Origin of the sequence: Kitasatospora griseola (assembly GCF_014648555.1) — a bacterium.
In the GTDB taxonomy this organism is placed as follows: Bacteria; Actinomycetota; Actinomycetes; order Streptomycetales; family Streptomycetaceae; genus Kitasatospora; species Kitasatospora griseola.
The window spans coordinates 12,607-37,917 of sequence record NZ_BMRI01000037.1; the positions used below are offsets into that span (position 1 = coordinate 12,607).

The 25,311-nt window shown below is 71.6% G+C and carries 19 protein-coding genes, 1 tRNA gene and 1 pseudogene; 14 read left to right on the top strand and 7 right to left on the bottom strand.

Annotated features, from left to right (window positions below; genetic code table 11):
- Positions 1 to 85 precede the first annotated feature (85 nt).
- From IEZ12_RS31215 to IEZ12_RS31225, 3 genes are read left to right on the top strand one after another with little or no spacing between them, the layout of a single operon-like run.
- The gene (locus IEZ12_RS31215; RefSeq protein WP_229848369.1) at positions 86 to 2,311 is read left to right on the top strand and encodes an acetyl/propionyl/methylcrotonyl-CoA carboxylase subunit alpha; all 2,226 of its coding nucleotides are present in this window, start codon (positions 86 to 88) and stop codon (positions 2,309 to 2,311) included.
- Positions 2,308 to 3,303 (top strand): hydroxymethylglutaryl-CoA lyase, encoded by a 996-nt coding sequence (locus IEZ12_RS31220; protein ID WP_189276851.1) that lies wholly within the window; start codon positions 2,308 to 2,310, stop codon positions 3,301 to 3,303. The genes IEZ12_RS31215 and IEZ12_RS31220 overlap by 4 nt, the downstream gene beginning before the upstream one ends.
- A gap of 58 nt (positions 3,304 to 3,361) precedes the next feature.
- The gene (locus IEZ12_RS31225) at positions 3,362 to 4,552 is read left to right on the top strand and encodes an acyl-CoA dehydrogenase family protein (RefSeq protein WP_043914037.1); all 1,191 of its coding nucleotides are present in this window, start codon (positions 3,362 to 3,364) and stop codon (positions 4,550 to 4,552) included.
- An 80-nt stretch (positions 4,553 to 4,632) separates the two neighbouring features.
- Here the strand turns inward: IEZ12_RS31225 and IEZ12_RS31230 are convergent, their stop codons facing one another.
- Positions 4,633 to 5,439 carry a bestrophin-like domain gene (locus tag IEZ12_RS31230; RefSeq protein WP_189276854.1) on the bottom strand — a complete coding sequence of 269 codons (807 nt, stop codon included), beginning with the start codon at positions 5,437 to 5,439 and terminating at the stop codon, positions 4,633 to 4,635.
- Positions 5,440 to 7,798: 2,359 nt separating this feature from the next.
- Positions 7,799 to 8,308 carry a universal stress protein gene (locus IEZ12_RS31235; protein ID WP_043914044.1) on the bottom strand — a complete coding sequence of 170 codons (510 nt, stop codon included), beginning with the start codon at positions 8,306 to 8,308 and terminating at the stop codon, positions 7,799 to 7,801.
- A gap of 1,031 nt (positions 8,309 to 9,339) precedes the next feature.
- Between IEZ12_RS31235 and IEZ12_RS31240 the strand changes: the two genes are divergently transcribed.
- The 5 genes and pseudogenes from IEZ12_RS31240 to IEZ12_RS31260 all read left to right on the top strand — a co-directional run bounded on the left by IEZ12_RS31240 (position 9,340) and on the right by IEZ12_RS31260 (position 14,678).
- Entirely contained in the window at positions 9,340 to 10,299 is a 960-nt protein-coding gene (locus tag IEZ12_RS31240) for an HAD family hydrolase (protein WP_189276856.1), read from the top strand.
- Positions 10,300 to 11,417: 1,118 nt separating this feature from the next.
- Positions 11,418 to 12,575: pseudogene (locus IEZ12_RS39420) on the top strand (helix-turn-helix domain-containing protein); the annotation flags it as partial.
- Between the two features lie 572 nt (positions 12,576 to 13,147).
- A complete protein-coding gene (orn, locus tag IEZ12_RS31250; RefSeq protein ID WP_043914045.1) occupies positions 13,148 to 13,750 on the top strand; it encodes an oligoribonuclease in 603 nt (200 codons plus the stop codon).
- A 114-nt stretch (positions 13,751 to 13,864) separates the two neighbouring features.
- Positions 13,865 to 13,940: transfer RNA gene (locus IEZ12_RS31255), tRNA-His, on the top strand.
- A gap of 291 nt (positions 13,941 to 14,231) precedes the next feature.
- Positions 14,232 to 14,678: a DUF4442 domain-containing protein gene (locus IEZ12_RS31260; RefSeq protein WP_043914047.1), complete on the top strand. Its 447-nt coding sequence runs from the start codon at positions 14,232 to 14,234 to the stop codon at positions 14,676 to 14,678.
- 194 nt (positions 14,679 to 14,872) lie between these two features.
- On the opposite strand, the gene IEZ12_RS31265 is transcribed toward IEZ12_RS31260, so the two are convergent.
- Positions 14,873 to 15,937 carry a LacI family DNA-binding transcriptional regulator gene (locus tag IEZ12_RS31265; RefSeq protein WP_100588692.1) on the bottom strand — a complete coding sequence of 355 codons (1,065 nt, stop codon included), beginning with the start codon at positions 15,935 to 15,937 and terminating at the stop codon, positions 14,873 to 14,875.
- Positions 15,938 to 16,455: 518 nt separating this feature from the next.
- Here IEZ12_RS31265 and IEZ12_RS31270 point away from each other — a divergent pair.
- From IEZ12_RS31270 to IEZ12_RS31295, 6 genes are all read left to right on the top strand, one after another.
- Positions 16,456 to 17,778: an ABC transporter substrate-binding protein gene (locus tag IEZ12_RS31270; RefSeq protein ID WP_189276860.1), complete on the top strand. Its 1,323-nt coding sequence runs from the start codon at positions 16,456 to 16,458 to the stop codon at positions 17,776 to 17,778.
- 248 nt (positions 17,779 to 18,026) lie between these two features.
- Positions 18,027 to 18,995 carry a carbohydrate ABC transporter permease gene (locus tag IEZ12_RS31275; RefSeq protein WP_189276863.1) on the top strand — a complete coding sequence of 323 codons (969 nt, stop codon included), beginning with the start codon at positions 18,027 to 18,029 and terminating at the stop codon, positions 18,993 to 18,995.
- A 1-nt stretch (position 18,996) separates the two neighbouring features.
- Positions 18,997 to 19,911: a carbohydrate ABC transporter permease gene (locus IEZ12_RS31280; protein ID WP_189276864.1), complete on the top strand. Its 915-nt coding sequence runs from the start codon at positions 18,997 to 18,999 to the stop codon at positions 19,909 to 19,911.
- Between the two features lie 52 nt (positions 19,912 to 19,963).
- Positions 19,964 to 21,433 (top strand): glycoside hydrolase family 1 protein, encoded by a 1,470-nt coding sequence (locus IEZ12_RS31285; RefSeq protein ID WP_373295550.1) that lies wholly within the window; start codon positions 19,964 to 19,966, stop codon positions 21,431 to 21,433.
- 77 nt (positions 21,434 to 21,510) lie between these two features.
- Positions 21,511 to 22,242: a hypothetical protein gene (locus IEZ12_RS31290; RefSeq protein WP_189276868.1), complete on the top strand. Its 732-nt coding sequence runs from the start codon at positions 21,511 to 21,513 to the stop codon at positions 22,240 to 22,242.
- Positions 22,243 to 22,246: 4 nt separating this feature from the next.
- Positions 22,247 to 22,807 carry a Uma2 family endonuclease gene (locus IEZ12_RS31295; RefSeq protein WP_189276870.1) on the top strand — a complete coding sequence of 187 codons (561 nt, stop codon included), beginning with the start codon at positions 22,247 to 22,249 and terminating at the stop codon, positions 22,805 to 22,807.
- Between the two features lie 16 nt (positions 22,808 to 22,823).
- Here the strand turns inward: IEZ12_RS31295 and IEZ12_RS31300 are convergent, their stop codons facing one another.
- The 4 genes from IEZ12_RS31300 to IEZ12_RS31315 form a co-directional block, all read right to left on the bottom strand.
- Positions 22,824 to 23,708 (bottom strand): spermidine synthase, encoded by an 885-nt coding sequence (locus tag IEZ12_RS31300; RefSeq protein WP_189276872.1) that lies wholly within the window; start codon positions 23,706 to 23,708, stop codon positions 22,824 to 22,826.
- Positions 23,709 to 23,889: 181 nt separating this feature from the next.
- Positions 23,890 to 24,249 carry a hypothetical protein gene (locus tag IEZ12_RS31305; protein ID WP_189276874.1) on the bottom strand — a complete coding sequence of 120 codons (360 nt, stop codon included), beginning with the start codon at positions 24,247 to 24,249 and terminating at the stop codon, positions 23,890 to 23,892.
- The gene (locus IEZ12_RS31310; RefSeq protein ID WP_308431098.1) at positions 24,246 to 24,914 is read right to left on the bottom strand and encodes a DUF6232 family protein; all 669 of its coding nucleotides are present in this window, start codon (positions 24,912 to 24,914) and stop codon (positions 24,246 to 24,248) included. Before IEZ12_RS31310 ends, IEZ12_RS31305 begins: the two co-directional genes overlap by 4 nt.
- Positions 24,915 to 24,985: 71 nt before the next feature.
- Positions 24,986 to 25,311: hypothetical protein (locus IEZ12_RS31315; protein WP_229848371.1), on the bottom strand; the 326-nt coding region annotated here is incomplete at its 5' end.

The window sequence follows — 25,311 nt, forward strand, 5'->3', positions numbered from 1 at the left end:
CGGGGGCCGAGCCACGGACCGGCCACCGCTTCTGATGCATCGTCAATTCGCTCACCCGTTCTCCTCGCAACGGAGGCACACCTCCATGTTCGACACCGTGCTCGTCGCCAACCGCGGCGAGATCGCGCTGCGGGTGATCCGCACCCTGCGACGGCTGGGCGTGCGCTCGGTCGCCGTGCACAGCGACGCGGACGCGGACGCCCCGCACGTCCGGGCCGCCGACCTCGCGGTCCGAATCGGGCCCGCCGACCGGAGCGACAGCTCGGCCGCCGAGACCTACCTGCGCACCGACCTGATCCTCGACGCCGCCCGCCGGACCGGCGCGCAGGCCGTCCACCCCGGCTACGGGTTCCTCGCCGAGAACCCCTCCTTCGCGGAGGCCTGCACGCAGGCCGGGCTGGTCTTCATCGGCCCACCGCCGGCTGCGGTGGAACTGATGGGCGACAAGATCAACGCCAAGGAGGCCGTCCGGGCCGCCGGGGTGCCCGTCGTCCCCGGCAGCGAGGACGGCGCGCCCACCGATGAGCAGCTGATCGAGGCGGCGGCCCGAATCGGCTACCCGGTGCTGCTCAAGCCCTCGGCCGGCGGCGGCGGCAAGGGCATGCGGCTGGTCCGCGACCCGGCCGACCTGCCCGCCGAGCTCGCCGCCGCCCGCCGGGTGGCCCGCACCGCGTTCGGCGACGACACCCTGCTGCTCGAGCGCTGGGTGGACCAACCGCGCCACATCGAGGTGCAGGTCCTGGCCGACACCCACGGCCGGACTGTTCACCTCGGCGAGCGCGAGTGCAGTCTCCAGCGCCGCCATCAGAAACTCATCGAAGAGGCCCCTTCCGTCCTGTTGAACGCCCGGACCCGGGCCGCGATGGGCGCGGCCGCGGTGCGTGCTGCCGAAGCCTGTGGATACACCGGCGCCGGCACGGTCGAGTTCATCGTTCCCGGTGGGGACCCCGCGGGGTCCGGCGCGGACGACGTCCTCGACTTCTTCTTCATGGAGATGAACACCCGCCTCCAGGTGGAACACCCCGTCACTGAGCTGGCCGTCTCCGTCGACGGCCCCGAGGGCCCGCAGCGGCTCGACCTGGTCGAGTGGCAGCTGCGCGTCGCTGCGGGCGAGACGCTGTCGTTCACACAGTCCGACATCTCCTTCCTGGGCCACGCGATCGAGGCCCGCATCTGCGCCGAGGACCCGGAACGGGACTTCCTGCCCACCGGCGGTGAGGTACTGCTGCTGGACGAACCCTCGGGCGAGGGCATCCGGGTGGACTCCGGAATCGCACCCGGCGACCGGATCGGCAGCCTGTACGACCCGATGCTCGCCAAGGTGATCGCGTACGGGCCCGACCGTCCGACCGCGATCCGTCGGCTGCGGGCCGCACTCGCCGAGACCCGCATCCTGGGCGTCACCACCAACACCGGCTACCTGCGCCGACTGCTGGCTCAGCCCGAGGTGACGGCAGGTCGGCTCGACACCGGCCTGGTGGAACGCAGCGCCCAGCAGGACCCCTCCCTGCTCAGCTCTCCGTACACCCGGCCCGAAACGATCGACCTGCTCTACTTCGCCGTCGCGCTGGTGCGGCAGCTCGAACTCGGCCGCGCCGACGCCTCCGACGGCTGGACCGATCCCTTCTCCCTCCCTTCCGGGTGGCGACTCGGTGGCGAAGCCGCATGGACCACGCACCGGCTCCGGCTCGCCGGCCGCGAACCGGTCGCCGTGAGTTGCCGAATGACTACCAGTGGTGAATTCGAGAGCGCTATCGGTTTTTCCGCCGCGAAGACCCCGGAGTGGGACATTCGGCTCGGCGACGGCCCCGTCCGGAAGGCCCGCGCCACCCGGGACGGAAGCCTGCTCCGCCTTGCGGTTGACGGCCTGCAGGCCACTTTCACGGTCGCCGAGGAACGTACGGCAGAGGGCATTGCGCACTGGCTCGGCGCCGACGGAGATGCGTGGCTCGTTCACCCGTTCGACGCAATCGCCGAGCGTGCCGCTGCCGGAACCGTGCACCACGGAACGCTGACTGCTCCGATGCCCGGCACCGTCACCGTGGTGAAGGTCCAGGCCGGCGAACAGGTCAGCCGCGGACAGGCGCTGCTCGTCCTGGAGGCCATGAAGATGGAGCACGTCATCTCCGCGCCGCACGACGGCGTCGTCGAGGACCTGAGGGTCACTGCCGGTGCGACCGTCGCCATGGATGAGCCCCTGGTCGCGGTCGCTCCCGCCGACGAGGAAGCCACCACCAGCGAGGCGGAAGCCGATGTCCGCACCGAAGCGGAGGCCGACGCCACCGCGAAGCTGCAGGAGGCCGCAGGATGACCACCGCTCCCGACCGGGCCGCAGTCGAACCGACCGTGCTGGAACTCGGCCTGCCGGACCCCGTACGTGACCCCGATCTGCCAGCCCGAGTGCGCATCCACGAGGTCGGCGCCCGTGACGGGCTGCAGAACGAGAGCAGCCTCGTCCCCGTCGAGGTCAAGGCGGAGTTCATCGCCCGACTCGCCGACGCCGGGCTGCGCACCGTGGAAGCCACCAGCTTCGTCCACCCCAATTGGGTGCCGCAGTTGGCCGACGCCGAGGAACTGATGCCTCGGCTGGCCGAGCTGCCCGCGCGGTACCCGGGGCTCCGTCTGCCCGTCCTGGTGCCGAACGAGCGTGGACTGGACCGGGCGCTGGCCCACCATGCCGGTGAGGTCGCGGTGTTCGCCAGCGCCACCGACACGTTCGCCCGGCGCAACCTCAACCGCTCGGCGGACGAGGCGATGGCCATGTTCCGGCCCGTGGTCGAACGTGCCACGGCAGCGGGAGTCCCGGTCCGCGGCTACCTGTCGATGTGCTTCGGCGACCCGTGGGAGGGGCCCGTGCCGATCGCCCAGGTGGTCCGGCACGGCCTGACGCTGCTGGAGATGGGCTGCACCGAGCTGAGCCTCGGCGACACCATCGGCGTCGCCACGCCCGGCCAGGTCAAGGCGCTGATCGACGAATTCACTCGTTCCGGCGTTCCGGTCGACCAGCTCGCGGTGCACTTCCACGACACGTACGGGCAGGCGCTGGCCAACACGCTGGCCGCGCTCCGCTCCGGCGTGACGGTGGTGGACGCCTCCGCCGGCGGCCTCGGCGGTTGCCCGTACGCCAAGAGTGCGACCGGCAACCTGGCGACCGAGGACCTGGTCTGGATGCTGCACGGCCTGGGCATCGAAACCGGCGTCGACCTGGCGTCGCTCACCGAAACCAGCGGCTGGATGGCGCGTCAGCTCGGCCGCCCCAGCCCCTCGCGGACCGTCCGCGCCCTGTTCGGGCCCACGGCCTGACCGCTGACTCCAAACCCCCCACCCGGCCCACTAGGCCTCGATCCCGGGAGGATCACCCGTGCTCGACCACCGGCTGAGCAGTGACTACGAGGAACTCCGGCGCACCGTCGCGGAGTTTGCCAACGATGTAGTTGCGCCGAAGATCGGCGAATACTACGAGCAGAATGAATTCCCGTACGAAATCATTCGGGAAATGGGCCGGATGGGCCTGTTCGGCCTGCCCTTCCCCGAGGAGTACGGCGGCATGGGCGGCGACTATTTCGCGCTCTGCCTGGCCCTGGAGGAACTGGCCCGGGTCGACTCCTCGGTGGCGATCACGCTGGAGGCCGCGGTCTCGCTCGGCGCCATGCCGATCCACCTCTTCGGCACCGAGGAGCAGAAGCGCGAGTGGCTGCCGAAGTTGACGTCCGGCCAGATGCTCGGCGCGTTCGGCCTGACCGAGCCCGAGGGCGGCACGGACGCCGGCGGGACTCGCACCACCGCGCGCTACGACGCGGCCACCGACGAGTGGGTGATCAACGGAAGCAAGTGCTTCATCACCAATTCCGGCACCGATATCACCGGGCTGGTGACCGTCACCGCACTGACCGAACCGATCGCACATTCGAGTGACGAGGGCGTAAATCACTCGCCCACGAGGGAAATCTCCTCCATTATCGTCCCCACTGGAACTCCCGGGTTCCAGGTGTCGAAGAAGTACTCGAAGGTCGGGTGGAACGCCTCCGACACCCGCGAACTGTCCTTCACCGACTGCCGAGTGCCCGCGGCCAACCTGCTTGGTCGCCAGGGCCGCGGCTACGCCCAGTTCCTTCGCATCCTCGACGAGGGCCGCATCGCCATCGCGGCCCTGGCCACCGGCCTGGCCCAGGGGTGCGTCGACCAGTCCCTGTCCTACGCCGCCACTCGTCGCGCCTTCGGCCGGCCGATCGGCGCCAACCAGGTCATCCAGTTCAAGCTCGCCGACATGGAGATGCGCGCACACACCTCCCGCCTGGCCTGGCGGGACGCCGCCTCCCGGCTGCTGCACTCCGAGCCCTTCAAGAAGGAGGCAGCCATTGCCAAGCTGTTCGCCTCCGAGGCCGCGGTCGACAACGCGCGCGAAGCGACCCAGATCCACGGTGGCTACGGCTTCATGAACGAGTACCCGGTCGCCAGGTTCTGGCGCGACTGCAAGATTCTGGAGATCGGCGAGGGCACCTCCGAGGTCCAGCGGATGCTGATCGCGCGCGAACTCGGCGTCAACTCCTGAACCACGCGCTGACACAGCCCTGCTGACGGATCACTGCCTGCCGGAGTGTCCGGACCGCCGCGTCCCGGACCACCCGCAGGTCAGTGCGTCGGCCAAGGCTGGAACGGCGGCAGTGCCGGCGTCCTGGCGTCGGTGTCGATCTGGTCGTAGCGCTCCAACGCCAGTTGGAACGCAGTCGGTTCGATCCGCACCGCGCCGGAGAACGGCCCGCTCATCACCGCCACCATGCTCACCCCGAACGCCACGGAGGCACCCACGAAGCACATCAACATCAGATTCCGTGTGTTGGCCATCAGGCCGATCACCGACGGCGTGGCGAGGACGAACACCGCGCCCACGAGCAGGCCACCGATCGCCACCACCGGCACGGACGCACGAATATCACCCAGCCGCGCGTTCCGTTTGGCGTTGACGTCGGACAGGCTGTGCAGCACATCGGTCCGTGCACTCGTCTCCGCCGGAGTCTGCACCGCGGCGTGATCGACCGCGGCCCGCACCTCGTCGGCCGCCTGCCAGGCGGCCTGGCTGCCGGTGTCGTGCTGCATCGTCGCCCACTCGTCGTCGATCACCACCCTGGTGTAGTTCCGCAGCCGATCCCGCACCAGTGACCGGTCGGCGGCCGGCAGACCGCCCGCGTTCCAATAGGCCTCCGCGAGAGCCCGCGACTCCTCGTAGGTGTGCTGACGCGCGGAGTTCAACTGCTGCCAGGTGCCGGCGATGCTGAATCCCAGGAAGAGCGCGAAGAAACCGAGGATCGCCGCCCCGGCAAAGGACAGCGCTTGCGGTGTCGTGGACCCCTCCCGCGCCCGACTGGTCCGCCCAAGCAGTAGACCGATCACCAGCGCGAGCGCCGCACCCGAGACGGCGGCGATCGCGACGATCAGCATCGGCACCACCTGTTCCCGCCGCCGCGGAGGCTCGCCCCCGCGCCGGGCCTCGCACCCAACCGCGTCACCAGCCTCGCGCCGAGCCTGCCGTGGGCCGGTACCAGCAGCCGCAGGCTTCGCGCTCCCGCCCGCGGTTCATCGTTCCTTGACTCGACAACAGTTGCGCCATCGACAACCCCGGACATCATCAGGTCGGTTACGGGTCCATCGCCAGCCGGTCGGATCATCTCTTCGCGCGCGCTCACTGCCTCCACCGACCCCGGACGGAGAACGCCGCCGCCAGCACGCACAGCACAGGAAGGAGGATCGCCAACAGCAGCATCATCACCTCGGTGATGTCCCACGCGTTGTCCTCCCCTTCCTCGGGCGTCCAGTCCTCCGCCCCGGGCTGGGCCTGCGCCTGCCCGCCCGATGACCCACCACCGCCGGACGCCCCCGCTCCGGAACTCGCCCCCTCACTCCGTCCGGCAGTCGCGCTCGAAGTCGGCCCGAGCACCGTCGTCCCACTGCTCGCCAGTCCCCGGCCCGGGCTGGCTGTCCCGACCCCAATCAGGCTGCCGCCAGGCCCGGTTGAAGTGCCGATCACCCCTGGCGCCGCAAAGGGCGAGCCCGGCAGCGCGAAGACCGTCCCACCGGGGACCAACGCTGGTGCTGCCCCCGGCAGGAAGGGCGTCAGCAGCAAGCCTGCGGGAGCCGCTGCTGCGGCCTGCCCGGGAGCCGGGACACCGGGCAGCAGCCCCGGTGCGGCCGCGGCAGCCCCGCCGGCTGGGACGGGTACGGGGAGCAGCCCCGCTGCGGCTGCCGCTCCAACAGCCGCGCCCACGCCCCCGGCGCCAAGGGCGGCAACTCCAGGGGCGGCACCGGGGGCAGCGACTCCAGGGGCCGCAGCTCCGGGAGCGGCAGCACCAGGAGCACCGACCGCGCCCGCACCGACTCCTGCCACCGTCCCGGTGCCGCCTCCGGCACCGGTGCCGGTAGCCGTGCCCGCGCCGGTCCCAGTGCCCGTACCGGCACCGCTGCCTGGGACCGCGCCGGGAGCGACTCCTCCGCCCGTTGTTCCGGGTGGAGGCGTTGCGGCGGCGGGAGGGGTCGGACTGAGTCCGTCATAGGCTCCGGGCGCGTCAGCGAACACGTGGCGCGGCGCTTGGCGGCTGCCGTCCGGTCCGACGGTGGCATCGTCCGCCAAGCCGTCGGCGCGCACCGTACCGGTCTGGTGGCCCGGGAGAGCGGTCCCGGCGGCCTGACAGTCGACCCCCTGTCCGGGGGCGAGGGTGCGGCCGGCATCGGGGCCGGAGCAGGTCACTGCTCCCACATCGGGCAACCCCTCGACCACCGAGATGTCGGTGATCGGGACATCACCGAACGCCTCCAGGTAGTACCAGAGTTCAAGAGTCCCCGCGACTGCGGTCAGCGCTCTCGGCGCAGTGCGACGGGTACCGGCGGGCGGCACCGCCTCCGGGATGGCCCTTCGGGACCGGGACACGCCCGAACCGGTGGGTGATCCCACCCGGGTGAGGCGAAGGCCTGCAGTGATGCCCTGGTAGCCGACGGGTGCATCCACGTGGGCCTGCGGCAGTCGGTTCGGGGCATCGGCGATCGCAGTGGCCTGGGCGGCCTGCGATCCGCCCAGGGCGGTGAAGGAGGCGGTGCAGTCGATGCTGCCACCAGGCGGGATGCTTCGACCGGCGTCACATTGGGCCTGTCCGCCCGGGAGTTGAGGGTCCTTCAGCACGAGATCAGTGAGCTGATAGTCGGCGTGGTTGACGAGATGGTAGGTCCGGCTGGCCACCTCGTCGGCGCGGAGCCGCACGTTGAGGTCGGTGCTGGTGTTGGTGCTGACGCTCAGGGTCAGCACCTCGCCCACTTCCCCACCCCGGGTGGTACCGGGTTCCGACGCCCAGGTCGCGAGGACGGTCGGCACCAGCAGGGCAGCTCCGAGTAAGGGCGGCATGGGGCGACGGGCGGCGGTCGCCGTGCCCGAACACCATCTGGCCGCCAGTAGGCCGATATGACGATGGATCACCTACGAATGGTTCACCATGCTCCGGTTCGGCAGCTGATATGACTCACGCTGCAGCGTTTGAACGACTCGTTCGGCCGCATCCGAGCGCCGAACGGCCCACCTCCGCGCGTCGCCCCGAGCCGCGGGTGGCCGGTTCCTCCCGCCCGCATCCGGCCATGATCCGACCACCGCGCAGGGACGTCGGGCGGGAGCACAGGGGCGGAGGAGGCCGGGAAATAGGCTCGGAAAATGGGTCCGGGAAAGCGGGAACAACGGAGCGGAACCGGGAGATGGCACCGGGACGGACAGCGCAAAGCCGAGGCGAGCACAGGCGCGCGGGCCGGCCGGTCGGCCCGGTCAGGGGATGACGATGACCGGACGGTTCGCGCGGCGGGCGAGGCGGCCGGAGACCGAGCCGAAGATCTTCCCGAGCAGCCCGTGGGTGCTGCCGACCACGATGGCGTCCGCGGCGTACTCGCGGCCGACCTCTTCGATCTCGTGGCAGATGTCCCCGCCGCGTTCGACCAGAATCCAGGGGACGCCGGAGAGGAAGTCCGCGCAGGCGAGTTCGAGGCCGAGGATCTCGGTGCGCTGGTCGGGGAGGTCCACGAAGACGGGCGGTTCGCAACCGGCCCAGACCGTGGCGGGGAGCCGGTTGGCGACGTGGACGATCACCAGTCCGCACTGGGAGCGGCGGGCCATGCCGACGGCGTAGGCCAGGGCGCGTTCGCTGGAGAGCGAGCCGTCGAAGCCGACCACCACACCGTGCTGGAACTGCGGGTCGCATGCGCGGGAGCCGTGCTCCTGGAGCTGTGGTTCGCCATCGCCATCGCGGCGGCCGACGGTCGGACGGGAGCTGTCGGTCATCGCGTCCTCCGCAGTGCCGGGTTGTGGGGCGACGGCAGGATCCGCCGCCGCGCCTGGAGTGGCAGGGGTCGAGTGTCTCGGGTCGTCCGGCTCGGGCCGGTCCGAACCTCGGGGGCGGGCGGGACGTCCGAACATGCCGGCGCGCCCGGTTGGAGCCGCCCGACCCGCCCAAGACGTCCAACTCGCCCAACCAGAACGGCTCGAGTCGCCTGCCCGGTCGGAGTGGCCCGTCCGATCGGAGTGTTCCATGCGGACGGAACAGTCGGGCGCGTCCTCAACGCCATGGCGTCCACCGTCGGGGCCGTCTGCGGAGTCGCACCCGCGTGCGTCTCCACGGTCGCCTCCACGCCCGTTTTCACGGCACTCTCCGCCGCCTCCACGGACAGCTCCGTCCCCGGTGGCGTCGGCGTCGGGGCGGCGTGCCGAGTCGGCTCCCGGCGGGGCGCCGAGGAGCTCGGCAGGGGAACTGTCGTCCCGCGAACTGCCGTGGGCAGAACCGGAAGGATCTCGACCAGCCATGGCTCAAAACTCTTCAACCGGGAGAGGAATGCACAGGGGGACACGGCGGCGGACCGCCCTGGCCCGGGGAAAGGCACGACCGAGGCGGCGGACCGTTCGGAAACGACTACCACCGTTGGCGACCTGTGCCTTTCAGAGTACGGCGCGGAATGGGCCGCACCCAGCGGCGAAGCCCTCGGTACGACAAGGTTCCCGCTTGTGGGGGAATCACACGCCGGCGTGTGCGCCCCTTCTGCGGCGGGTTCCATGGAGCTTGACCGACGATCCGCAGTGCGCGCAACAGGGCAGGCACACAACGTGATCCGACTGTCATCGCCAGAGATCGTCGCTGCCCGAGGACGGTGCGGGTGAACGGTCGGGCCGAGCTGCGAAGGGCAGTTGGCGGGGCGCGAGGGGCGCATTCGGGCGATCATGGCCCGAGTTGGGTGCGTAGCAGATGGATTCGGCCAATTCGTGGGAATTCGATTCGCCTTTGGCAATTGCCACATGCATACGAGGCGCCCACTGGCAGCATGCTCGACATGCCGCTGCTCCTGCTCGACCTCGACAACACCTTGCTGCCCAGGGATGCCGCGTTCAGAGCCTGGGCGGAAGACTTCCTCGCCGAGAACGGCCTGCCTGCAAGCGACCTCGACTGGTTGGTCATGCTCGACGGCAGCGGCTACGTGCCGCGCAGCACCGTACTGGGCGCGGCGAAGCGTCGCTACGGCATCGATCGGTCGATCGATTCGATGCTCGAGCACTACCGCCGCAGCATCAACTCCCATATCGCCTGCCCGGATTCGCATGCGAGCGCGTTACGCGCGGCCCGCGAGGAGGGGTGGACGCTGGGGATCGTCAGCAACGGGGGGACGCTGCCCCAGTTGGAGAAGATCCGACTCACCGGGCTGGCCGCCATGGTGGACGGCTGGGTCATCTCCGAGGAGGCCCGCTGCATCAAGCCGGATCCGTTGATCTTCGAAATCGCCGCCCGTCGCTGCGGGTTCCGCCCGGCGGGAGACTGGACCGCGCAGACCTGGATGGTCGGCGACTACGGCCCGTCCGACATCGCGGGAGCGGAGGCAACGGGGCTCCGCAGTGTCTGGCTGCACCACGGTCGTCCCTGGGCCGAACGGGGCTACCGTCCGACGGTCAGCGCGCCGAGCCTTCCGGACGCGGTGCGCCTCGTCCTCGGCGCGGCCGAACGACCCAACACCGCCCGGCACTTCGCTGCCGCGACGGCGTCCGGTCGCAAGCGCCCGCCCCGCACTCGCATCGCCGTGCCGGCCTCCAGGCTGGCACCCTCGCCCACCGCGAACGGGCCGAGGCCGCCCTTCGCCCAGTCCGCATCGTTCACCCGGGCCGTGCCGCTGACCCGCCTCGGACCGGTCACCGCTCCCGCCGCCCAGCCCGCCACAACGGTCGGCGCATCGATCGGCACATCGTCTGCCACCCAGCCCGTTCGGCCGCCGGCCCTGCCACCCGTCGCCTAGGTCCGCCGGAGCGGCACCCGAAGGCCACCCCGGGGACACCCGAACTTTCGGCAGAGAACGTCGAGTTGTCACGCCGACCAAGCCGCGCCGGCGACGGCCCGCACGTGAGACCGGCGGCGCATTCGCCCGGCATCACACCCTGCGTGCGTTCAACACAGCTCTCCCCTGCGCGAGTTGGACACCCCGCGCCCACGCAGCTCGCACGGCCCTCCCCCACCCTCGGTCGGCGAGGACGGCGCGGGCGGCGAGGGGCCGGCGGCGAGGGCGTGAGCGGCACGTCCGGGAGGGGCCGGATTCGGACGAATGTGCGGCGGCGTGGGGCACCGGACGGGGCGGCTGGCCGATGGTGACGGTGGGACAGGTGGGACTACTGGGGCTGATGTGACAGGAGGGACACAAGGGGTGCGAAGTGACGGATTGTGAGGTGGGAGGCGTTCGGAGATGGCCAGTTCGAGTTGGGCCAAGGGGCTGACGGGGCGCGGGAGTCTTGGCTCAGGTGTGCGCTGTGGCGCGCAGAAGGTATGTTCACGCCCCTGATTTGAACCGCATGTTTTCAGCCAACTTGCGGGCCCGACCCACCCTTCGGACAAAGCCGCAGCACACAGCGGCCGGCGGGTGCGTCGCTGGTGGGTGAATCACGAGCAGGTCGTGCGACAACCAGCCACGGTTGTCCGCGCCCCCTTCACAGCGGGGTCGACGGGTGCCACGCTTCGTGATCGAATGCTTCACGCCAAATTGCCATGTCGACATAGCGTCGGATGGTGAACTTGTCACAACGGCAACGGTCCACCAAGTAGATTCGATCTTGGCTCGCAGAGCGGCAGCCGAGACCACCACACCACCGAGGGGGCTGGAGCGCCTTGAGCAGGGTGAGTAGGAGCGACGCGGGTCCTGAAGGCGGCCGTCAGCCGTCGGGCCTTCCCGGTGGCGGCGCAAGACTCGGCAAGTTCGCTGGCACGTCGGCCGGTTCACTCGGTTCTGGTTCGACGGTCAGTCAGTTTCATGGTGGTAACGCGGCATTGACGTCCGGTCAGTACACCACGACTCCGGCCCCGCAGCCCACGTCCACCGTCGCCGGTCACGGCAACCTCGCCAACGGCCCTTCCAGCTCCTCCGCCATGGGCGCCGGAGTCGGCTCCGACACCCTCACCGCCGCCGGCCCGGGTCTGCTGGGCGCGCCGCGCAAGCTGGCGGGGCGCCGGCGGCGCGAGACGGTGGCGGTGCTGCTGTTCAGCGGGGCGCCGATCTTCGAGAGTTCGATCCCGCTGTCGGTGTTCGGCGTGGACCGCCAGGACGCCGGGGTCCCCCGTTACCGTCTGTTGGTGTGCGCCGGCGAGGAGGGACCGCTGACCACCACCGGCGGCCTCACCCTCACCGCACCTTACGGGCTGGAGGCGCTGTCCCGGGCCGGCACCATCGTGGTGCCCGCCTGGCGGTCGATCTCTCAGCCGCCGCCGGTCGAGGCCATCGCCGCCCTGCGCAAGGCCCACCACGAGGGGGCCCGGATCATCGGCCTCTGCACCGGTGCCTTCGTCCTGGCCGCGGCCGGGCTGCTCGACGGGCGCCCGGCGACCACCCACTGGATGTACGCGCCGACGCTGGCCAAGCGGTACCCGCGGGTCCACGTCGATCCGCGCGAACTGTTCGTGGACGACGGCGACGTGCTGACCTCCGCCGGCACCGCGGCCGGCATCGACCTCTGCCTGCACGTGGTCCGCAGCGACCACGGCGCGGAGGCGGCCAACGCGCTCGCCCGAAGGCTGGTGGTGCCCAACCGGCGCGGTGGCGGAGGTCAGGCCCAGTACATCGATCAGTCTTTACCTGAAGAGATCGGCAACGACCCGCTGGCCGAGGTGGTCACCTGGGCGTTGGAGAACCTCAACCAGCAGTTCGACGTCGAGGTCCTGGCGGCCCGCGCCTACATGTCGCGGCGCACCTTCGACCGCCGGTTCCGCACGCTCACCGGCAGCGCCCCGCTGCAGTGGCTGATCACTCAGCGGGTGCTGCAGGCGCAGCGGCTGCTGGAGACCTCCGACCTGTCGGTGGACGACGTGGCCCGCCGCTGCGGCTTCCGTTCGCCGGTGGCGCTGCGCGGTCACTTCCGCCGCCAGCTCGGTGTCTCCCCGGCCGCGTACCGGACCACCTTCCGGGCCCGCCGTCCGGTGGTCGGCAACTCGGCGATGCCCTCGCCGGGCGTTCCGGCCGAGCGGATCACCGGTGCGCCGGGTGGTCCGGCGACGGGTCAGGGCGGGCACGGGCAGCAGGCCCAGGGCCCGTCCGGGAACATCGGGGTGACGCACGGCCAGACCCCGGCGAGCGGTCCCGGTGCGAGTGGTGCGGCGGGGCGTCCGCGGCAGCGGCCGCTTGTGCCGCCGCAGGCCGGTCCGCAGGCGGGGGCGTTCGGTTCGCGGGTGCCGGAACGTCCGGGCGACCCCCGGTACGGCGTCCGCCCCACCGGTGGCGGCGCGGGTGCGGCGCAGCCGGGCCACCCGGGCGGCGTCCCGAACGGGCAGTCCGGCGTCCCGTACCCGAGTGCCCACCAGGGCCCTCCGCCCGCGCATGCGCACGCGCAGCCGTCGCCCGGCCAGCCGGTGCGGCCCAGTGCGGTGTACCCGGGCGGTCGCGGCTCGACCCCGGCTGACCGTGCCAACGGTCCGGAGCGTGCCGACCGTCCAGTGGAGCACGCGATCGCGGAGGACCCGGACAGCCAACAGCCGAGCGCGCGCGGTCGGCAGTCGGTACGTCCGGAGACCGAGCCGGAGCGCAGGGCGCGCGGGACGGCGGACTTCGGCCCGGACGGGGCGCGTGCGGTGTCGGGGGCGCGTGATCGCGCCGTAGGGTGAGGGGCGTGAATGACCGTTTGGTATGGATCGACTGTGAGATGACCGGCCTCGACCTCGATCGGGACGCCCTGATCGAGGTCGCCGCCCTGGTGACCGACTCCGAGCTGAACGTGCTCGGCGAAGGCGTGGATGTGATCATCCGCCCGCCCGCCGAGGCGCTGGAGAACATGCCCGAGGTGGTGCGGGAGATGCACACCGCCTCGGGTCTGCTCGACGAGCTCGCGGACGGCCTGACCATGGCCGAGGCACAGGAGCAGGTGCTGGCGTACATCCGCAAGCACGTGCCGGAGGCCGGCAAGACGCCGCTGTGCGGCAACTCGGTGGCCACCGACCGCGGCTTCCTGTCCCGGGACATGCCGGAGCTGGAGGGCCACCTGCACTACCGGATCGTGGACGTCTCCTCGATCAAGGAGCTCGCCCGCCGCTGGTACCCGCGCGCCTACTACAACAGCCCGCAGAAGGGCGGCAGCCACCGCGCGCTGGCGGACATCCGCGAATCGATCGCCGAACTCCGGTACTACCGCGAGACGGTGTTCGTCCCGCAGCCCGGTCCGGACACCGACACCGCCCGGGAGATCGCCGCCCGCCACCAGGTGCCCACCACCTGATCAGGGCTCGGGTCCGGACCGCCGGGAAAACCCTGGCACGAGCACCCCTCGGCATCCTGTAGAGTTCTTCCTGTCGGAGCGGGAACGCGGAAGCGGGAAAGCGCCGGACAGATGGTGGGCGTAGCTCAGTTGGTAGAGCACCTGGTTGTGGTCCAGGTGGCCGCGGGTTCGAGTCCCGTCGCTCACCCCATCGAAGAAGGGCCCTGGCCAAGGGAATTGGCCAGGGCTCTTTTTGCGTCTCCGCACGCACCTGCCGCCGCGTCCGCCCCAAACCGGAGCCCCGATTCGAACCGGCTCGCACGCGGAACGCGGAGCCACACACGCGGAGCCACGCACGCAGAGCCGCGTGCGCCGAGCCATGAACACCGAGCCGTGAGCACCGAGCCCGAAGCGTCCACCCGCACACCTGACGGGAGATCAGCGCGAACGACGACCCGTTCCGCCATGGACGTCGAAGCTACCTGTCAGTAACATCGGCCCCATGACCACTACTGCGATCGGCCAGCTGCTCACCGACACCGTCCCGATGGTGAAGACCCTGCAGCTGGAGTACCTGGAGACCACTCCGGAGCGGGCCGTGCTGCGGCTGCCCGACCTGCCGGAGTACCGCAACCACGTGGGCGGACCGCACGCGGGGGCGATGTTCACGCTGGCCGAGTCGGCGAGCGGTGCGATCGTGCTGGCCGCGTTCGGCGACCAGCTGGGCCGCGCGGTGCCGCTGCCCACGGTCGGCGAGATCTCGTTCAAGAAGCTCGCCCGCGGCGTGGTGACGGCCACGGCCACGCTGGGTCGCCCGGTCGCCGAGGTGCTCGCCGAGCTGGACGAGGGCAAGCGCCCCGAGTTCCCGATCACCGTGGAGATCACCCGCGAGGACGGCGCCGTCACCGGCGTGCTGGAGATCGTCTGGACGCTCCGCCCCAACTCCTGACCCACGCCGGAATCTCGGGCCCGGAACCAGCACACCGAGCACGGGCCCGAGCCCAGCACCCCGCGCACCGCACCGCACCGGATCCGCCCGCGCGACAGCCCAGCACCCCGCACCGGACCCGCCCACGCGACAGCCGCACCCCTCATCCCGCACCGGCCCCGCCCGCGCGCAACGACGCAGCACCTCGGCAGCCCTCAGGCCGAATCCCGGACGATCAGCTCCGTCGCCAGCACCACCTGCCGCCGCGCCCGGCCGCGTTCGGCGATCTCGTCCAGCAGCAGCCGCACCATCGTGCGCCCCATCTCCTCGATCGGCTGGCGCACGCTGGTCATCGGCGGATCGGTGTGCCGGGCCACGATCGAGTCGTCGAAGCCGATCACCGCGACGTCGTCGGGGATCCGTCGGCCGGCGGCCCGCAGCACCTGCATGGCGCCGGCCGCCATCACGTCGGACGCGCAGAAGACGCCGTCCAGGTCGGGCCGCCGCTCCAGGAGCTCGCGCATCGCGTTCCGGCCGCCCTCCTCGGTGAAGTCCGCCAGGCCGACCAGTTCCTCGTCGTAGGGGTGCCCGGCCTCCTCCAGGGCCCGGCGGTAGCCGCCGAGGCGGGCCTGGGCGACCTCCATGTCCAGCGGGCCGGTGAGGGTGGCGACCTGGCGGCAGCCGCGACGCAGCAGGTGCCGGACAGCCATCCGGGCGCCGCCGGCGTTGTCGGCGTGGACGTAGCTGAGCGGTTCGAGGTCGCCGCGCCGGCCGGCCAGCACGGACGGGATCTCCAGGCTCTCCAGCAGGGCGGGCAGCGGGTCGTCGCGGTGCACCGACACCACCAGGACGCCGTCGACCCGCTGGGCGGTCAGGTAGGCCGAGAGGCGTTCGCGCTCGCGCTGGTTGCGGACCAGGATCAGCAGCAACTGCAGGTCGGTCTCGGCGAGTTCGGCCGAGACGCCGCTGATGATGTCGGAGAAGTACGGCTCCGAGAACAGCCGGGTCTCGGCCTCGGGGACGACCAGCGCGATGGAGTCGGTGCGCGAGGTGACCAGCGTGCGGGCGGCCCGGTTGGGAACGTAGCCGAGTTCGGCGATGGCGTTCTGGACGGCCTCGCGGGCCTTGGCGCTGACCCGGGGCGAGCCGTTGACGACCCGGGAGACGGTGCCGCGGCCGACGCCGGCCAGCGCGGCCACCTCCTCCAGGGTGGGGCGCGCGGCGGCTCTGCCCCCGGCACCCGGGTGGGGCGCCTCGGGGCGCTGTGCAGTCGGGCTCATCGCTGCACCTCTCGATCTCTGTGACGGATGGGACGGGGCGGACGAAACGAACGGGGCGGGACGGGACGGTCGGCACCGGTTCCGGCCGGGCCTCCCACCCCAGTGCGGAAGGTTCATTGTGGCCGGTCCCGAGCCGCCCACAAGCATCCGGGGCGGACCGCACCCCAAGCCCCGGGCAACCCACGCCCGCCCCCTGGGCAACCCGCGTCCACCCCCCGGGCAGCCCGAATCCCGGCACCGACCCACCGTCGAGAAACCCGCAGCCACCGCCGCAGCCCCGACGCCGACACCGTCACCACCGCGCCGCCCGACGGAGCCCCGACGCCGGAAACACTCCGGCAACGTTTGCGTCACCACGTCTTGACACTCACCCCCGCGACCCAGCAACCTTCCGGCATGCCAATTGTGGGAGCGCTCCCACACTGTAGCCAACATTCGGCGCACAGAGAACATCCCTGAACCTCTCCGCTCCACCCCGGAAGACCCGGATCACCACCCGGACAAAGGAGTTCGCCCCCATGCGCACCACCTCCCACCCCCGCAGAGCCGTCGTCCTCGCCACCGCGGCGGTGGCCACCTCCGCCCTGCTGCTCACGGGCTGCTCGTCCGGCTCGGACAGCGGCGGCAGCGGTTCGAGCGACGCCAACGCGAAGATCACCCTGACCGTCGGCGACTTCGGCACCTTCGGCTACAAGGAGGCCGGCCTGTACGACGAGTACATGGCCGCGCACCCGAACGTCACGATCAAGTACGACACCGTCCAGGACGGCCAGAAGTACTGGGACGCGCTGACCACCCACCTGGCGTCCGGCAGCGGTCTGTCCGACATCCAGGCGGTCGAGGTCGGCTACATCGCGCAGGCCACCGGCACCCTCGGCGACAAGTTCGTGGACCTCGGCAAGGCCGAAGGCGTCAACCCGGGCAACTGGCTGGACTGGAAGACGAAGCAGGCCACCACCGCGAAGGGTGCGCTGATCGGCCTGGGCACCGACATCGGCCCGATGGCGATCTGCTACCGCTCCGACCTGTTCCAGCAGGCCGGCCTGCCCACCGACCGCGCCGAGGTCGGCAAGCTGTGGGCGGGCGACTGGTCGAAGTTCGTCGAGGCGGGCAAGACCTACCAGTCGACGGCCCCGGCGGGCACGTTCTTCACCGACTCCGCCTCCGGCCTGTTCAACGCCGCGCTGTCGGCCGAGCCGGTGCAGTACTCGGACGCCGGCGGCAAGTTGGTCTACAAGGACAGCCCGGGCGTCAAGAAGGCCTGGGACCTGGCGGTCTCCGCCTCGCAGGCCAAGATCAGCGCCGGTCTGCGCCAGTTCCAGGACCCGTGGAACGCCGCCTTCGCGAACGCCAAGTTCGCCACCGTGGTCTGCCCGTCCTGGATGACCGGCATCATCAGCAAGTACTCCGGCGACTCCGGCAAGGGCAAGTGGGACGTCGCGGCCCCGCCGGCCGCCGGCAACTGGGGCGGCGCGTTCCTGACCGTACCGAAGGCCGGCAAGCACACCAAGGAGGCCGCCGCGCTGGCTGCCTGGCTGACCGCCCCGGAGCAGCAGGCGAAGGTCTTCACCAAGGTCGGCAACCTGCCGTCCACCGTGGGCGGCCTGCAGCAGTCCGCCGTCCAGGGCGCCAAGGCGGAGTACCTGAACAACGCCCCGACCGGCCAGATCTTCGCCGCGTCCGCGCAGTCCATCAAGCCGGCGCCGATCGGTGAGCAGGACGGCAACGTGAAGACGATCATCACCGACAACGGCGTCCTCGACATCGAGGAGCACGGCACCGACCCGGCCAAGGCCTGGAGCAACGTCACCAAGCTGGTCGACGACAAGGTCGGCCACTGACCGGAGCCGGCACCCCCGCTGTCAGCCACTGACCGGGGCCCGACGCCCCCGCCGCCGACCGCCCCTGCGGCCGACAGCGCCCCGCCGACCGCCGATGACCAGGGCGGACGCCCCGCCGTCGGCCACCGACCGAGGCGTCGGCGGCCCGCCGTCCGCCGGTGACCGATCCCAACTGCCCGGCCGGGTCCGCCCACCCGGCCGGGCGCCGTTCCGCCGCCCCCTCGCCACCTCCGGGAAGGAAACCCCAAGTGGCCACCAACGTCCGCGCCGAGGCCGCGTCCGTCGCCCCGGCGCGCCCCGCCTGGCGCTCCCGCCTGTACCGGTTCGACCTGAAGGCCTCCCCGTACGCCTTCATCGCCCCGTTCTTCCTCTGCTTCGCCGCCTTCGGCCTGTTCCCGCTGATCTGGACGGGCTGGCTGTCGCTGCACTACGTCGACCTGCTGAAGCCCGACGTGATGGAGTGGAAGGGCCTCGGCAACTACACCCGGCTGTGGTCCAACGACCAGTTCTGGACGGCGCTGCGCAACACCTTCACGATCGGGGTGATCTCCACCGTCCCGCAGCTGCTGATGGCGCTGGGGCTCGCCCACCTGCTGAACTACCGGATGCGGGCCCGCGGTTTCTTCCGGGTCGCGATCCTCGCCCCGTACGCCACCTCGATCGCCGCCGCGACCCTGGTGTTCGTCCAACTGTTCAACCCGGACTACGGGTTCATCAACTGGGCGCTGGACGCGGTCGGCATCCACCACACCAACTGGTACGCCGACACCTGGCCCTCGCAGATCGCCATCTCCGCCATCGTGACCTGGCGCTGGACCGGCTACAACGCGCTGATCTACCTGGCCGCGATGCAGGCGGTGCCGAAGGACCTGTACGAGGCGGCAAGTCTGGACGGGGCCAACCGCTGGCAGCAGTTCACCCGGATCACCGTCCCGTCGATCCGGCCGACCATCCTGTTCACGATCATCGTCTCCAGCATCGGCGCGACCCAGCTGTTCGGCGAGCCGCTGCTGTTCGGCGGCGGGGTGGGGGTCTCCGGCGGCTCCGCCCACCAGTTCCAGACGCTCAGCCTGTACATGTACGAACTGGGTTGGCCGTCACGCCAATTGGGTCGCGCCTCGGCGGTGGCCTGGACGATGCTGCTGCTCCTGCTGCTGGTCGGCCTGGTGCAGTTCCTGATCACCCGTTACCGCAAGCGCCACGAGCTGGGAGGCTGACATGGCCGCCACCCTGTCCACCCCCACCGCCGGCAGCGCCCGGCCCACCGAGCGGGAACGTCCGCGCGGCCTGTTCCGCCGCCGGGCCGGCGAGCACGACAAGGCCGGCCCGGTCGCCTACCTGCTGCTTGCCGTCGCCGCGGTGATCTCGCTGTTCCCGCTGTACTGGACCTTCGTCGCGGCCTCGAACACCGGCGAGCGGGTGGCCCAGTCACCGCCGCCGATGGTGCCCGGAGGTCAGCTGTGGACCAACGTCTCCACCGCCTGGGAGCAGGCCGAGATGGGCACCGCGCTGCTGAACTCCACCGTGGTGGCGGGCTGTGTGGCGCTGTCCACGGTGCTGTTCTCCACGCTGGCCGGCTTCGCCTTCGCCAAGCTGCGCTTCCGCGGCCGGAACGCGCTGCTCACCCTGGTGGTCGCCACCATGACCGTCCCGCCGCAGCTCAGCGTGATCCCGCTGTACCGGATCATCACCGAGCTGGACTGGGGCAACCACCTGCAGTCGGTGATCCTGCCCTCGCTGGTGGCCGCGTTCGGTGTCTTCTTCATGCGTCAATTCCTGTCCGAGGCACTGCCGTTCGAGCTGATCGAGGCGGCCCGGGTGGACGGCGCGCACAGCCTGCGGATCATCTGGCACGTGGTGTTCCCGGTGGCCCGGCCCGCGATGGCGGTGCTCGGCATGCTGGTGTTCGTCCAGTCCTGGAACGACTTCTTCTGGCCCTTCGTGGTCCTCACCCAGCAGAACCCGACCGTGCAGGTCGCGCTCTCGGCGATCGGCGGCGGCTCGGGCCACGACATCAACCAGGCCGTGATCATGACCGGCGCGTTGGTCGGCACCCTGCCGCTGCTACTGATCTTCGCCGTTCTGGGGAAGCACATTGTCGGCGGGATCACGTCCGGCGCCGTCAAGAGCTGACCCTCCGGAAGACCCCGCCCTGTCCACTCCTCAGCCATGGGAGCGCTCCCGTATGACCATGACCGATCCGACCACCGCCTCCCACGCCGCCGCCGCGGCCCCCCGGGTCGCCTTCCCGTCCGGCTTCGCCTGGGGCGCCGCCACCGCGGCCTACCAGATCGAGGGCGCCGTCGCCGAGGACGGCCGCACCCCCTCCATCTGGGACACCTTCAGCCGCACCCCCGGGAAGGTCGCGAACGGCGACACCGGCGACATCGCGGTGGACCACTACCACCGCTTCCGCGAGGACGTCCGGCTGATGGCCGACCTCGGCCTCACCTCGTACCGGTTCTCGCTCTCCTGGCCGCGGATCCAGCCGACCGGCCGCGGCCCCGCCGTGGAACGCGGACTCGACTTCTACCGGGCCCTGGTGGACACCCTGCTGGAGCACGGCATCTCCCCCGTCGCCACCCTCTACCACTGGGACCTCCCGGAGGACCTGGAGCAGGCCGGCGGCTGGCCGATCCGCGAGACCGCCCACCGCTTCGCCGAGTACGCGTCGATCGCCGCCCGTGCGCTCGGCGACCGGGTCCCGCTCTGGACCACCCTCAACGAGCCCTGGTGCAGCGCCTTCCTGGGCTACGGCTCCGGCGTGCACGCGCCCGGCCGCACCAGCCCGGCGGACGCCCTCAGGGCCGCCCACCACCTCAACCTCGGCCACGGCCTGGCCGTCGGCGCGCTGCGCGAACTGCTGCCCGCCTCCGCGCAGATCGGCGTCTCGCTCAACCTGCACCTGGTCCGCCCGCTCACCGACCGCCCCGAGGACCTGGAGGCGGCCCGCCGGATCGAGGCCGTCGGCAACCGGATCTGGACCGGCCCCATGTTCGGCGGCGGCTACCCGGCGGACCTGATCGCCGACACCGCCTCGATCGTCGACTGGGACGAACTGGTCCGACCCGGCGACGAGGCCGAGATCGGCCGGCCGATCGACCTGCTCGGCCTCAACTACTACAACCCGACGGTCGTCTCGGCCCCGCAGAAGGCTCCCGTCGAGAATCCCGAGGACACCGGCGGGCCCGCCCGCTTCGACGGCCACGGCGACAGCGCGCACAGCCCCTGGCCCGGCGCCGAGGACGTGGTCTTCCACCTCGCCAACGACGACGTCACCGCGATGGGCTGGCCGATCGACGCCACCGGCCTGTCCGAGTCGCTGATCGGCATGCACCGCGACTTCGGCCTGCCGCTGATGGTCACCGAGAACGGCGCCGCCTTCGAGGACGTGGTCGGCCCGGACGGCCGGGTCGACGACCCGGAGCGGATCCGCTACCTCCGGCTGCACCTGTCGGCGGTGGCCGACGCGATCGCCGCCGGGGCGGACGTCCGCGGCTACTACCTCTGGTCGCTGATGGACAACTTCGAGTGGGCGTACGGCTACGACAAGCGCTTCGGCATCGTGCACGTCGACTACGGGACCCAGCGGCGCACCCCCAAGTCCAGTGCCCACTGGTACACGGGGGTGATCCGGCGCGGGGGGCTCGACTGACCCCCGCCCTCCACCCGATGTGACGGAGTGTGAGCGACGGGCGTGACTGCCGGGGGCCCGGCTCGTTGTCCCCTGGTGTGCGAACCAACCATGCGAAACGGCTGCGACGTTCGGACACCCCTCGGCACCGGTGGGGCCGGCCCGGGGCGCTGGCGGCGAGCGGGATACTCGCCGTCCAGCTGCTGGGCCTGGCCCTCGGCACTTCCGACGCCCAGGCCGCCGAGAGCGGCCGGGCCGGCCCCACCACCCGCGCCCGCACCCTCGGTCCGGGCTCCCCCGCCGACGAGAGCGGGCTGCTCGGCAGCACCGGGCCGACCCTGGACGGTGCGGTCGGCGAACTCGGCACCGTGATTCAGCAGCACCTCGGCACCGGTGAACTCCCGCTCCCCGGCCAGCAGGCCGACGGCCCCGACGCCTTCGCCATCGCCGCCCGCCTGCTCTCCGCCATCCCCTCGCAGGACCGCACCGAGGACCGCGCCTCCCGCTCCGGCCCCGCCGAAGGCCGTCCCGGCAAACCCGCAGCCCGGACCTCGGCCCCCAGCACCCCCGCCGACCCGGCACCCGACCCGGCCACCCCACTCCCGTCCCGCCGGCACGTCGACAACCTCACCACCACCACGCCCGACCGGCTCCCCCCGCCCTCCACCCCCACCCCCGAGGGCGACGCCCCCCTCGCCCTCACCGCAGCCGACCCCGCCGACCCCGACGACGGCGACTCCACCGCCGCCGTCCTGCTCCCCATCGCCGCGGGCCTCCTCCTCACTGCCGCCGCCACCTACAAGCACCGCGGCCTCCCGGGCGGGCACTGACCCCATGCACCCGGCGCTCCCCGCCCGCCCCGGCCCGTGGACGGTCGAAGACCTGCTCGCCCTGCCCGAGGACACCCACCGGCGCATCGAACTGGTCGGCGGATCCCTGCTGCTGACCCCACACCCCGACGTCCCGCACCAGCGGGCCGCCACCCGCCTCGGTGCGCTGCTGGCCTCGGCCCTTACGGCCACCGACGCACCGTTCGAGGCACTGCCGGCGGTCAACGTCCTCGTCCCGGACGGCCTGCTGATCCCCGACCTGGTCGTCGTCGACGCCGCCGCAGCCGCCGAGGCCGGTTCCACCCTGCATGCGGACGACGTCGTCGTGGCCGTCGAGATCGCCTCCCCGTCCACCAGCGTCATCGACCGCAGGACGAAGCCCGGCCTCTACGCGGCGGCGGGCATCCCGCACTACTGGCGTCTCGACCTCGCCCCCGCACCGCGCCTCCACCTCGGACGCCTGTCCGACGGCGACTACGTCGACCGCACCGTCCAGCCCGGCGAGAGCACCGCACTCACCGAACCGTTCCGACTCGAACTCGACCTGGCCGTGCTGCTGCGCTGACCGCTCGTCCCGCAGGTCAGCCGAAGGCCTTCGGGGGCGGAGGCGGGGACTGGACGGCCTGGGCGTCGGGGACGGGGGTTGCGCCGGCGAGGAAGTCGGTGAGGTCGCGGGCATGGAGCAGACGGGCCTGGGCGGGGTCGGCGGCCAGGCGGCGGGTGAGGTCGGTGAGCGGGAGGGGGGTGTGGGCGGCGGCCAGGACGAGGTTGCCGAAGCGCTTGCCGCGCAGGACGGCAGGGTCGGCGATCAGGCAGACCTCGGGGAAGACGGCCAGCAGGGTCGCGGCCTGGGCACGGGCGAAGGCGAGTTGGCCGCCGTCGGTGATGTTGGCGGTGTAGCGGCCGGTGGCCGTGAGGGCCCGCGCGGCAAGCTGGGCGAACTCGACGGTGGCGCAGTGGGCCGGGACCCGGGCTCCGGCGAAGACGTCGGCAATCACCAGGTCGGTGGAGCCCTCGGGGGTGCGTTCCAGGACGGCGCGGGCGTCGCCGCCGCGGACCCGGATCTGCCAGCCGCGGTCGAGCGGCAGTTCGGTGCGGACCAGCTCGGTGAGCGCGGTGTCGATCTCGGCGACCTGCTGCCGGGAGCGCGGCCGGGTGACGGCCGTGTAGCGGGCCAGGGTGAGCGCGCCGCCGCCGAGATGGAGCACCGAGATCGGCTGGCGCGCGGGGGCGGCGAGGTCGATCAGGTGACCGATCCGCCGCTGGTACTCGAACCCGAGGTGGGTCGGGTCGGCGAGGTCGACCAGCGACTGCGGGGCGCCGTCGAGGACGAGCTGCCAGGCGTGCGGCCGGTCGCGGTCGGGGCGCAGTTCGGCGGTGCCGGAGGCGACCGTCGCGGTCAGCGGGCCCTCGGTGTGCATGCGGCCGGGGACGGCGGGGGCGGGGGTGGTACGTGAGCGGCCCATGCGCCCATTATCCGATGATCACCCGAACCCCGCCCGCAGCGACCGCACCCGGCGGCCACACCCAGCGACCGCACACCGCCCACCACCCGCAGACCGCGGCCCGCAGCGCACCAAGCGCCGCGTACCGAACACAGCCCGCCGCCCAAGCACAGCCCACCGGCCCACCGCCCGGGCGGAACCCTCAGGCCCCCGACGCCATCCCAATGATCCGATTGGCCAGCTCGACCACCCCGGGTCCCAGGCTGCGCGCCGTCTCGGCGACCCGCCGCGCGGTCTCCAGCGCCCGGTTCAACCGCGCTCCGCGCTGGTCCGCGGTCTCCCCGTCCGGGGCGCTCGCCGGGTCGAGGTCGGTGAGCGTCTGGTCCAGCTGCTGTCCTTCCGGCCCCGGGACGTGCTGCCGCAGGTCGGCGACCAGAGTGCGGAGCAGGGCGAGCTGCTCGGGCCCCGGCTGCGCGGTGCCGCCGAAGTTGACCGAGCCGATGTTCCCGCTGCCGCTGACGTTGGTGACGTTGCCGAGGTAGAAGTGCTGCTCGCCGCTCACGTGTTGATCCTTCCGACGTTGCCGGTGCCGTGGACGTTGACCGTGTCGCCGAAGTAGTAGTGCGCCGGGTTGATCGACAGGGTGTCCACGTGGAGGGCGAGGGTGGCGGCCCCTGGGTTGTCGATAGCCGCGGCGAGCTGCACGGTCAGGGCCAGCCGGCGCTGGGCGTCGGGTGCCGTGACCAGGGCGACCGAGGTGCCGTTGGTCTCGATGGCAACCGCGTGCTGCGGCTTCTGCAGCACCACCTGGAGCAGGTTGATGACGTGGACGGCCAGGACGATCAGCGAGAACGTCACCACCGTCCCGGTGAGCGAGGAGGAGCTGTCCTGCCTCGACGAGGACGACCCGGTCAGCTGGATGGACAGGTTCCCCATGGCAGCCAGCACGAACGCCACGGTCACGGTGATGGCGACCCGTCGGCCGAAGCGCGCGAAGGCCTCCCCGTACCGGGGGTTCAGGACCACGGGGAACACCCGGGCGATGTTGTCCAACGGATAGGCGGCCTGGCCGATCCACAGCGTCCGGCGGTCGATCCGGAGCTCGATCTGCCCCGGCCGGAAGGCCGGCCTCGGCGGTACCTGAGGCGGTACCGGCGGCGGTGCCGGTGGTGTCGGCGGTGGTGTCTGCGGCACTTGCCCGGGAACGTTCTGAGACACTCGCATCATCCCCCAAGTCGCGCGTGCCGCACACTATATGAGTGCCCGTCAAGCATGGCCAGGCATTTGCACGGACCTGCTCAGAGCGGGCCGAGCCCGCCCGCGGTGAGGGTGGTGGCGGCTTCGCAGAGGGCCGAGCGGAGCACCCAGGCATCGGTGGGGCGGACGCAGTGCTGGGGGCCGCCGGGCGGGATGATCCAGCACGGGTCGGTGGGCGGGAGCAGGTCGGCCCCCGGGGTACAGGTCGAACCGGGCAGGTGCCAGCGCAGCGCGGTGCCGGCCGGGACGAGGAAGGCGATGGCCGAGCCGCCGGAGCTCTGCTGGACGGCCCCGCAGGCACGCCGCAGGCGGAGGATGTCGACCGCTTCGAGCCCGTGCCGGACCTGCACCGTCACGGTGTCGTACT

Bases quoted from the DNA above. Each gene is read 5' to 3' on its own strand.
- IEZ12_RS31270 (WP_189276860.1), top strand. From the start codon at position 16,456: ATGCGCACCACCTCCCACCCCCGCAGAGCCGTCGTCCTCGCCACCGCG.
- IEZ12_RS31235 (WP_043914044.1), bottom strand. From the start codon at position 8,308: ATGACCGACAGCTCCCGTCCGACCGTCGGCCGCCGCGATGGCGATGGC.
- IEZ12_RS31220 (WP_189276851.1), top strand. From the start codon at position 2,308: ATGACCACCGCTCCCGACCGGGCCGCAGTCGAACCGACCGTGCTGGAA.
- IEZ12_RS31260 (WP_043914047.1), top strand. From the start codon at position 14,232: ATGACCACTACTGCGATCGGCCAGCTGCTCACCGACACCGTCCCGATG.
- IEZ12_RS31310 (WP_308431098.1), bottom strand. From the start codon at position 24,914: ATGATGCGAGTGTCTCAGAACGTTCCCGGGCAAGTGCCGCAGACACCA.
- IEZ12_RS31295 (WP_189276870.1), top strand. From the start codon at position 22,247: ATGCACCCGGCGCTCCCCGCCCGCCCCGGCCCGTGGACGGTCGAAGAC.
- IEZ12_RS31240 (WP_189276856.1), top strand. From the start codon at position 9,340: ATGCTCGACATGCCGCTGCTCCTGCTCGACCTCGACAACACCTTGCTG.
- IEZ12_RS31285 (WP_373295550.1), top strand. From the start codon at position 19,964: ATGACCATGACCGATCCGACCACCGCCTCCCACGCCGCCGCCGCGGCC.
- IEZ12_RS31300 (WP_189276872.1), bottom strand. From the start codon at position 23,708: ATGGGCCGCTCACGTACCACCCCCGCCCCCGCCGTCCCCGGCCGCATG.
- IEZ12_RS31265 (WP_100588692.1), bottom strand. From the start codon at position 15,937: ATGAGCCCGACTGCACAGCGCCCCGAGGCGCCCCACCCGGGTGCCGGG.
- IEZ12_RS31230 (WP_189276854.1), bottom strand. From the start codon at position 5,439: ATGCTGATCGTCGCGATCGCCGCCGTCTCGGGTGCGGCGCTCGCGCTG.
- IEZ12_RS31280 (WP_189276864.1), top strand. From the start codon at position 18,997: ATGGCCGCCACCCTGTCCACCCCCACCGCCGGCAGCGCCCGGCCCACC.
- IEZ12_RS31215 (WP_229848369.1), top strand. From the start codon at position 86: ATGTTCGACACCGTGCTCGTCGCCAACCGCGGCGAGATCGCGCTGCGG.